Origin of the sequence: Streptomyces longispororuber (assembly GCF_014656095.1) — a bacterium.
GTDB classification, from domain to species: Bacteria; Actinomycetota; Actinomycetes; order Streptomycetales; family Streptomycetaceae; genus Streptomyces; species Streptomyces longispororuber.
In genome coordinates this window covers 24,903-31,760 of sequence record NZ_BNBT01000100.1, presented here as the reverse complement: position 1 = coordinate 31,760, position 6,858 = coordinate 24,903, and the positions used below count along the sequence as shown (strand labels likewise).

Here is a 6,858-nt window from a genome sequence, read left to right as displayed (position 1 = left end):
AGGACCGGCGCGCCGCCCAGCGGGCGGCCGACGACGCGCGCCGCACCGCCCGCGCCCTGCGCGCCGAACGCGCCGAGATCGCCGGCGCCCCCGAGGACGTCGCCCTGGACGAGGGGGCCCCCAAGACCTCGCTGCCCGCGCTGCGCGAGGCCTACCGCGCGGCCTCCCAGCTCTACGAGAAGGTCGGTGTCGGCGCCGACCTGCGCGCCGAGCAGGCCCGCGCCGAGAGCGACGAGTCCGCCGCCCTCGCCGAGCTCGACCGGCTCAGCAACAAGGTCCGCACCCGCGCCGCCCAGCTCCTGGAGGGCACCGACGGCGCCGACGGCCCCTCCCGGCAGGCCGCCGCCGCGCGCGCGGAGGCCCAGGTCCAGCTCATCGAGTCCCGCGCCGCGGCCGCCAGCGAGCAGCTCGGCCGGCTGCGCGGCGAGGCCGAGCGGCACGCACCCCAGGACGGCGAGGCGCACACCGAGCTGCCCGAGGACCTGGAGCCCACCGACGCCGAGCACGCCCAGGCCCTGCTGCGCACCGCCACGGGCGAACTGGCCGCCCGCACCGAGGCGCTCACCCAGGCCAAGGAGGCGCACGCCGCGCTCCTGCGCGCCCACCGCGCCACCGAGGACGCGGCCGGCGGCTTCGACGAGACCGCCGCGCTCCTGCGCGACCTGCTCCGCGAGCACCACGACACGGACGAGCAGGAGCAGCCCGAGCCCTACCCCGGCACCCTCGAAGAGGCCCGCCAGGCCGCCGCCGAGGCCCGCCGCTCGCTGCGCGGCTGCGCCGCCGACCTGTCCGCCGCCGAGGCCGCCGTCCGCGAGGCCAGTGACGTCCTCGTACGGCACGCCAACTCCACCCGCTACGAGCAGGTCCGCACCCCCGCCCGCCAGCAGATCCGCGAACTGCCCGCCGCCGCGCTGCCCGAGCACGCCAAGAAGTGGGCGGACGCCTTCGCCCCCCGGCTGCGCGTGCTCACCGACGAGCTGGAGCAACTGGAGCGCAACCGCGACAGCATCGTCGACCGGCTGCGCGGCCTCGTCGAGTCGGCCCTCGCGACCCTGCGCTCCGCCCAGCGCCTGTCCCGCCTCCCGGAGGGCCTGGGGGAGTGGTCGGGCCAGGAGTTCCTGCGCATCCGCTTCGAGGAGCCCGACCAGGCCACGCTCGCCGAGCGCCTCGGCGTGGTCATCGACGACGCCACGCGCGCGGCCGTGAAGAAGAACTCCGACCTGCGCAGGGACGGCATGTCCCTGCTCCTCAGGGGCGTCCAGGCGGCCCTGGAGCCGCGCGGCGTCGCCGTGGAGATCCTCAAGCCCGACGCCGTGCTGCGCGCCGAACGCGTCCCCGTCGGCCAGATGGGCGACGTGTTCTCCGGCGGCCAGCTCCTGACCGCCGCCATCGCCCTGTACTGCACGATGGCCGCGCTGCGGTCGAACGACCGGGGCCGCGACAAGCACCGCCACGCGGGCACCCTGTTCCTCGACAACCCCATCGGCCGCGCCAACGCCACGTACCTCCTGGAGCTCCAGCGCGCCGTGTCCGACGCCCTCGGGGTGCAGCTCCTGTACACCACGGGCCTGTTCGACACGACCGCGCTCGCCGAGTTCCCGCTGGTCATCCGGTTGCGCAACGACGCCGACCTGCGGGCGGGCCTGAAGTACATCAGCGTCGAGGAACACCTGCGGCCGGGCCTGCCGCAGGAGCAGCAGGCCCCCGCCGGGGAGACGGTGCACGGCGAGATCACGGCCACCCGCATGTACAAGAAGCCCGTGGCGGGGTGACGCCTCCGATGCCGGGCGGTCGGGCAGCCGAGCTGCCCGGCGGGCGGCCGGAGGGGGGCCGCCGTCAAAGGGAGCCGATCCGTCCGGTGACCCACGCGTGGAACAGGCCGATGTGGTGCTCGGTCGGCACGAGCACCCCGCCGTGCCGGTAGGCACGGGAGCTCATCGCCGGCTGCGTCCGCTCGCACGCCGCGAAGTCCTGCTCGTTCACCCGGTGGAACAGCTCCACGGACTTCGACAGATCGGCCCCGGAGGCCACGACACCGGGTGCGTACAGCCAGTCGCACTCGACGACCGTACGGTCCACGGCCAGCGGGAACACACGGTGCAGGATCACGTGGTCCGGTACCAGGTTCACGAACACCCCCGGCTTGACGGTGATCGCGTAGTAGCGGCGGTCCTGGTCGTCGGCCACGCCGGGCAGACGGCCGAAGCCCGCGCTGCCGTCCACGGTGAAGCCGCGCACCCCGTCACCGAAGGCCGCGCCGTGCCCGACGTAGTACTGCGCGGCGAAGCCCTTCGTGAACTCCGGCAGCACGTCGGTCAGTTCCGGGTGGATCGTCGCGCAGTGGTAGCACTCCATGAAGTTCTCGACGATCAGCTTCCAGTTGGCGCGCACGTCGTACGTGACACGCCGCCCCAGTGCCAGCTCCCCGGGCCGGTAGCGCTCCACCGCCGCCGCGTCCCCCAGGCGCTCGGCGGCCTCGGCGACGACCGTCCCCTCGAACGACGGCGGCTCGTCGGCCAGGCACACCCAGACGTAGCCCAGCCACTCGCGCAGGGCCACCCTGACCAGGCCGTACGCGGACCGGTCCACGTCAGGCATGCGCGTCAGGTTCGGCGCCGCGAGCAGTTTGCCGTCCAGGCCGTACGTCCAGGCGTGGTACGGGCACCGCAGGCCCCGCCGCACCTCGCCCTCGGCGTCCGCGCACAGCCGCGCGCCCCGGTGCCGGCACACGTTGAGGAAGGCCCGCAGCGCGCCGTCCCGGGCGCGGGTGACCAGAACGCTCTCCCGGCCGACCTGGACCGTCCGGTACGCGCCGGGCCGCTCGAGGTCGGCGGCGCGCACCGCGCACACCCACAGGGCCTCGAAGACGTGCTCCTGCTCGCGCTCGAACACCTCGGGGTCGGTGTAGGCGCGGCCGGGCAGTGTCGCGATGAGGCTCGCGGAGACCTGGGTCGTCACGGTGTCCTCCTCAGGCGGGCGCCGCGGCGGCCGCGGCGTCCAGCGGGCCGGTGATCCGGCGCGGGTCGAACAGTCCGACGGGGTGCGCGGTGGTGCCGTCGAGCGCCAGGTCGGCGACGATCTCGCCGACCACCGGCACGAACTTGAAGCCGTGCCCGGAGAAGCCGCACGCCACCGTCACCGACTCCGGGTGCGCGGGATGCCGGGCGATCACGAAGTGCTCGTCGGGCGTCGTCGTATACATGCAGGTCACGGCCTTGAGCAGGCGCCCCGGGAGCAGCGGGACCTGCCGGGACATGTGGTCGGCCATGGCGGCGACCTCGTGCGCGTGGACCGTGCGGTCGATGGTGTCGGGCGTGCAGACGGTGCCCCTGCGGAAGAAGGCCACCTTCGCCCCGAGGTCCGGGCCGTCGATGGCGGGGAAGCCGTACACCTGGACGCCCGCCGCGTCCTCCCAGACGTAGATCGGATGGCGCTCCGGCAGGAACGGGCCCACACCCCCGGTCGGCTGGAACCAGTACATGACCTGCCGCTCGATCGTGAACGGCACCCCCAGGTCGGCCAGGAGCCCCGGCGCCCAGGCCCCCGGGCAGATGACCAACTGCCCCGCCGTGTACGCGTCCTCCGGCGTGTGGACGCGTACGCCGCCACCACACGGCTCCCAGCGGACGACGGGCTCCTCGAAGCGCAGCTCGGCGCCCTGCCGGGTGGCGAGCTGGAGGTGCGCCGCGACGGTGTTCTCGGGCCGGACCAGGCCCGCCCGCTCCTCGTACAGCGCCACCTCGTCGTCGCGCGGCGTGAGCGTCGGGAAGCGGCGGCGGATCTCACGGGCGTCGAGCATCTCGTGCGGGAGCCCCCAGGTCTCGGCGGAGAGCCGCGCCCCCGACACGACGCGCCCGTCGGGCCTGCCGACCATGACGCCTCCGCAGAGCAGGGCGATCTCCCGCCCCGTGTCCCGCTCCACCTGCTCGTACAGCTCGTACGCGCGCAGCAGCAGCGGCACGTACGCCGGGTCCTCGAAGTACGACTGGCGCGTGACCCGGGAGCCGCCGTGGCTGGAGCCGTGCCGGTGCACGGGACCGTACCGCTCCAGGCCGAGGACGCGGGCCCCGCGCGCGGACAGATGGTGCGCGGCGGCACTGCCCATGCCGCCCAGACCGATCACGATCACGTCGTACGTGGGAGTGGTGGGGGACATGGGGCCTCCAGGGGCGGTGCGGTACCGCGGGTACGGTGGCGCGGTACTGCGGGTACGGGGGTGCGGTCCTTGCGGGTACGAGGGGGCGCGACGGGGGCGGGTGCTTCTGCGGAGGGGCGGGGCGCCCGGGTGCGCGGGTCGGACACTCGGGTGCCGGGGACGTGCCTAGCACCGGATACGGGTCATCTCAGGGTCGAAGAGCGGCTCCTCCGCGACTGTCGCCGGGAACTTCTCACCGAAGTACGCGATGTGCGTGCCGGTCCCGGCGGGCAGGGGCGGCAGCCAGGCGTAGGCGACGCAGCGGCCCAGGGTGTAGCCGTAGGAGGCGCTGGTGACGTATCCGGCCGGGGCTCCCGCGACGTACACCGGCTCCTTGCCGAGGACGACGGCGGCCGGGTCGTCGAGGAGGAGTGGGGTGAGCCTGCGGGTGAGGGGGCCGCGTTCCTCGAGGGCCGCACGGCCGACGAAGTCGCCCTTGTCCTCGCGCACGGCGAAGCCGACGCCCGCCTCGTAGGGGTGGTGCTCGGTGGTCATGTCCTCGCCCCAGGCGCGGTAGCCCTTCTCCAGCCGCAGACCGGCGAAGGCGGACCGGCCGGCCGCCACCGCGCCGAGCCCCCGCCCGGCCTCCCACAGTGTGTCCCATAAGCGCAGGCCCAGGTCGGCGCTGGTGTACAGCTCCCAGCCCAGCTCACCGACGTAGCTGAGGCGCAGCGCGGTCACCGGGACGTGCCCGATGTGCGCGCGCCGCGCCCTGAAGTAGCCGAACGCCGCGTGCGAGAAGTCGTCGCGGGTCAGCGGCTGCACGAGGGCGCGGGCGAGCGGGCCCCAGACGCCGACGCAGCACGTCCCCTGGGTGATGTCCCTGATGTGCACGCCGTCGGGCGCGTGCCACTGTAGCCAGTGGAGGTCGGCGGGGGAGTTGGCGCCGACCTGGAAGTGGTCGGGGGCGAGCCGTGCCACGGTCAGGTCGGAGCGGATGCCGCCCGCCTCGTCGAGAAGGAGGGTGTAGGTGACCGAACCGGGTTGCTTGCGGAGGTTGTTGGTGGTCATGCGCTGAAGGAAGTCCAGGGCTCCGCGGCCGGTGACCTCCAGGCGGCGCAGCGGGGTCATGTCGTACAGCGCCACGCGTTCGCGCGTCGCCTTCGCCTCGGCGGCGGCGATCGGTGACCAGTGCCGGGCGGACCAGGCGTCCCGCGCGGGAAGCTCCAGCGCCTCGGCGAGCGGCGCGTTCGCCTCGTACCAGTGCGGGCGTTCCCAGCCGCCCGCTTCCAGGAACCGCGCGCCCAGTTCCACCTGGCGGGCGTGGAAGGGGCTGACCCGCAGCGGGCGCGGTTCGTCGGGTGGTTGCAGCGGGTGGATCACGTCGTAGACCTCGACGAACTGCCGGGCGCCGCGTTCCGCGACGTACGCGGGGGAGCGCTGCGCCGCCTCGAAACGCGTCACGTCGCAGTCGTGGACGTCGATGGCGGGCCTGCCGTCGACCATCCACGCGGCGACCGCCTTGGCGACGCCCGCCGAGTGCGTGACCCACACGGCCTCGGCGAGCCAGAAGCCGCGCAGTTCCGGGGCCTCGCCGAGCAGGGGCATACCGTCCGGAGTGAAGGAGAAGACACCGTTGCACCCCTCGTCGACCGCCGACTCCTTGAGCGCGGGCAGGAGAGCGCACCCGTCCTGCCAGCTCGGCGCGAAGTCCTCCGCGGTGAAGGGGTACGCGGACGGCATGGCGGGTCCCGTGGGCGGTGCCGCCCCGGCGTGGTGGCTCGCGACGGCCTCGTCGTACGTGGGCACGGTGAACGGATCGACGGGCAGCGGCCGGTGGGCGTACGAGCCGATGCCGATGCGGTCGGCGTGCTCACGGAAGTACAGGTCCCGGTCCTGGTACCGGAGGATCGGCCGCGAGGCCTCCGGGAGCGGGCCGCCGTCACCGGCGTCGGCGAGCTCGGGCAGCGGCCGCGTCGTGACGTACTGGTGGGCGAGCGGCTGCAGCGGCACGTCGACACCGGCCATGCGCCCGATCACCGGACCCCAGAAGCCCGCCGCCGACACCACGTGGTCGGCCGGGAAGGTGCCCCGGTCGGTGACGACGCCGGTGACACGGCCGTCGGCACGCTCGACGCCGGTCACGGTGTGCCGGTCGAGGAAGCGGGCGCCGCGCCGCGTGGCCCGGTCGATCTGCGCCCGGCAGGCGGGCACGGCGCGGGCGAGCCCGTCGTCGGGCGTGTGCAGGCCGCCGAGCACCTGGCCGGTGTCGAGGAGTGGCCACAGCTCCTTGCACCGTTCCGGTCCGAGGAGCTCGGCGCGGATGCCCCAGGACGCGGCGAACCCCGCCCTGCGGTGCAGCTCGGCCCAGCGCTCCGGCGTGGTGGCGAGCTCCAGGCCGCCCACGGGGAGGAAGCAGGGGCGCCCGTCCACGGTCAGCGCACCGAACTTCCGTACCGTGTACGCCGCGAACCGGCTCAGCGTCCTGGACGGGCTGGTCTGGAACACGAGCCCCGGCGCGTGCGAGGTGGACCCGCCCGGCGCGGGCAGCGGCCCCTGCTCCAGGACGGTGACGTCGCTCCAGCCGCGCGCGGTCAACTCGTCGGCGAGGCAGCAACCGACGATCCCGGCACCGATGACAACGACACGCGGCCCGCGGGACCCGTGGGTCCCACGGCGGCTGGTGGGGGGAGCGGCGGCCTCGGCTCCGTCTCGCCCGGCGG

The 6,858-nt window shown here is 74.5% G+C and carries 4 protein-coding genes; 1 reads left to right on the top strand and 3 read right to left on the bottom strand.

Annotated elements, in window-relative coordinates; translation table 11 throughout:
• Positions 1–1,772: coiled-coil domain-containing protein (locus IE330_RS25980; RefSeq protein WP_506005384.1), on the top strand; the 1,772-nt coding region annotated here is incomplete at its 5' end.
• A gap of 64 nt (positions 1,773–1,836) precedes the next feature.
• Here the strand turns inward: IE330_RS25980 and IE330_RS25975 are convergent.
• The 3 genes from IE330_RS25975 to IE330_RS25965 all read right to left on the bottom strand — a co-directional run bounded on the left by IE330_RS25975 (position 1,837) and on the right by IE330_RS25965 (position 6,772).
• Positions 1,837–2,958, bottom strand: a complete 1,122-nt coding sequence (locus tag IE330_RS25975) for an aromatic ring-hydroxylating oxygenase subunit alpha (protein WP_190138548.1) — start codon at positions 2,956–2,958, stop codon at positions 1,837–1,839.
• 10 nt (positions 2,959–2,968) lie between these two features.
• On the bottom strand, positions 2,969–4,156 hold the full coding sequence (gene solA, locus IE330_RS25970; protein WP_190138547.1) for an N-methyl-L-tryptophan oxidase: 1,188 nt from the start codon (positions 4,154–4,156) through the stop codon (positions 2,969–2,971).
• Positions 4,157–4,321: 165 nt separating this feature from the next.
• A complete protein-coding gene (locus tag IE330_RS25965) occupies positions 4,322–6,772 on the bottom strand; it encodes a GcvT family protein (protein WP_229925929.1) in 2,451 nt (816 codons plus the stop codon).
• Positions 6,773–6,858 lie beyond the last annotated feature (86 nt).

Excerpts from the sequence above, each read along its gene's own strand:
- solA (WP_190138547.1), bottom strand. The coding sequence starts at position 4,156 with ATGTCCCCCACCACTCCCACGTACGACGTGATCGTGATCGGTCTGGGC.